Below are 2,322 nucleotides of genomic sequence, written 5' to 3'. Positions count from 1 at the left end.
CGTTTCGCTTCGCGATAAAACTCCGTTTCGCTTCGCGATAAAACTCCGTTTCGCTTCGCGATAAAACTCCGTTTCGCTTCGCGATAAAACTCCGTTTCGCTTCGCGATAAAACTCCGTTTCGCTTCGCGATAAAACTCCGTTTCGCTTCGCGATAAAACTCCGTTTCGCTTCGCGATAAAACTCCGTTTCGCTTCGCGATAAAACTCCGTTTCGCTTCGCGATCGGGAGCAGACCGTTGGAGGCAACCAGGAGGTAAAATAGAAAAGACCAGCCCATATCCGCTTACCCTAGGTAGATTCAATGAAAGTAGAAATGACGGAATTTATAACCCAAGGACAATTTCGCCCCCAGGTAAAAAAAGTCTAGAAAAGGCGTACAGGAGAGCATTAGAGAAGCCAAATCTCTCTTTTTCCCAATGTATGGGCAATAGTTTTCGTCAGACGGTAGCGGGTATATTTGCTCACGAAAAAATGAATGAAGAGTTGATGTTATCCGGACACATTCAGGCAACAGTAGAACGAGCCAAAGCCACAGATGGAGAGTATCTGATTGCGGCCCAGGACACCACTTATTACAACTACTCAGGACAAAAACAGCCGATGTATTTGACCTGTTTAGAGCCGAGCGAGAAGCCAATGTGGAGCTGCTCGTTCGGGTGGGTCAAGACCGTCACTTAGAAATAGTCAGCAGTAAGCGCATCTGTAAATTATCCGATGTGTCATCTGAGTTGCCAGATTTAGGAACCACGCTTAGAGGATGTGCAAAGGGTGACTCAGTGGTATGCTCTTCGATGGAGCGTCGAACGCTTCCATTACACTCTCAAGTCGGGTGCTTTGCAGGTAGAAAAACTACAGTTTGATGATGTGGACTTGATGATGTGGACACTTTGGTTAATGCCCTCACCTTTTACTCAGTAGTCGCCTGGAAATTACTGGCTCTAACTTATCTTCTCCGAGTTGAACCCATGTCAAGGGCTACACTGGTGTTTGAACCCTCCGAGGTGAGGCTACTAAAGCAACTGGGGTCTACCCCAATTAGGTCTGTGCGTGATGGAGTTCTGGCTTTGGCTAAAATTGTTGGCTTTGCTCCTTCCATCAAGCAACCTTACCCTGGGGTCAAAGTCCTTGCTACTGCCATGGACAGATTTTTCTTTATTAAGCTCGGCTCTACTCTCTGAATTAAAACCCCTACAAGATTAGCTCCCACGGGAGAGGGGGTTGGGGGAGAGGGCAATACCTGACGCAATTTTCTGTAACCTCCTCAATCCTAAATATGATAGCCACTGAATCCATTAATCCCAAAATAACCATTCCTCATTAATCGTTGAAATTGCCGCTAGTAGTGTGTCCATTGACTTACATCAAAAACGCAATATTTATCGTCGCAATCAAGTGCAAGAATATTTAGTTTGGCGCGTCGATGATGGCGAACTGGATTGGTTTAGATTAGAGAATGAAGAAGATATCAAACTAGAACCCAATGCAGACGGAATCATAGAGTCCCAGATTTTCCCTGGATTATGGTTAAACCAAGCCGCTTTATTCGCGGGTGACTTAGCTCAGGTACTCGCGACTCTACAAACAGGATTAGCCACCCCCGAACATCAATCCTTTGTCAATCCATAAACTATGCTAACTTACGAACCCATTACTCTAAACCTAAAAACCGTTCATCTCACCGATCAGCAATTTTATCAACTTTGCCAAACCAATGAACAGTACCAACTCGAACAAACCGCCCAAGGAGAACTCTTAATCATGCCTCCAGTCGGATCGATCAGTGGCAATCGGGAAGCCGATCTCATTGGTTTTCTCTGGCAATGGAATCGTCAAACCCAACTGGGGAAAGTATTTAGTTCTTCTACTATTTTTAGTTTACCCCAGGGGGGGAAGCGATCGCCGGATGTAGCCTGGATTGCCAACGAGCGCTGGCAAGCCTTAAGCTCAGAAGAACAGGAACAGTTTGCTCCTATTTGTCCCGATTTTGTGATTGAACTGCGCTCTCGTAGCGATGCTTTAAGCCAACTGCAAGGGAAAATGCAGGAATATTTGAACAGTGGTTTAAGACTCGGTTGGCTCATCGATCCTCAAAACCAGCAAGTAGAAATCTATCGTCAAAATCAGGAAGTAGAAATTATCTCGTTACCCACCACTTTATCGGGAGAATCCGTCTTACCGGGCTTTTTTTTAGAGCTTCCGCGCTATTAGAGCGATTCGCGCAGTAATGGGTAATAAAAATTTAGGGAGCGAGACGCTCCCACTCCAGTAATACAGCGCTTGGCGCTGTTATGGTGTACAGTCTTAAAGGCTCAAAGCCATGTA

At 45.6% G+C, this 2,322-nt stretch carries 4 protein-coding genes and 1 pseudogene; 4 read left to right on the top strand and 1 reads right to left on the bottom strand.

Annotated features, from left to right (window positions below; translation table 11 throughout):
* On the bottom strand, positions 1-277 hold a 277-nt coding region (locus PMG25_RS11735; protein WP_283767089.1), incomplete at its 3' end, for a hypothetical protein.
* Positions 278-486: 209 nt separating this feature from the next.
* Between PMG25_RS11735 and PMG25_RS11730 the strand changes: the two genes are divergently transcribed.
* From PMG25_RS11730 to PMG25_RS11715, 4 genes and pseudogenes are all read left to right on the top strand, one after another.
* On the top strand, positions 487-678 hold the full coding sequence (locus tag PMG25_RS11730; RefSeq protein ID WP_283767088.1) for a hypothetical protein: 192 nt from the start codon (positions 487-489) through the stop codon (positions 676-678).
* A gap of 90 nt (positions 679-768) precedes the next feature.
* Complete coding sequence (locus PMG25_RS11725; protein WP_283767087.1) at positions 769-918, top strand: hypothetical protein; 150 nt, start codon at positions 769-771, stop codon at positions 916-918.
* A 399-nt stretch (positions 919-1,317) separates the two neighbouring features.
* Positions 1,318-1,626 (top strand): annotated as a pseudogene (locus PMG25_RS11720) (Uma2 family endonuclease); the annotation flags it as partial.
* A 3-nt stretch (positions 1,627-1,629) separates the two neighbouring features.
* The gene (locus PMG25_RS11715) at positions 1,630-2,208 is read left to right on the top strand and encodes a Uma2 family endonuclease (protein WP_283767086.1); all 579 of its coding nucleotides are present in this window, start codon (positions 1,630-1,632) and stop codon (positions 2,206-2,208) included.
* The last annotated feature ends 114 nt before the right edge of the window (positions 2,209-2,322 follow it).

The organism is Roseofilum capinflatum BLCC-M114, from assembly GCF_030068505.1.
GTDB lineage: Bacteria > Cyanobacteriota > Cyanobacteriia > Cyanobacteriales > Desertifilaceae > Roseofilum > Roseofilum capinflatum.
This window is presented reverse-complemented; position numbering and strand designations above follow the sequence as displayed.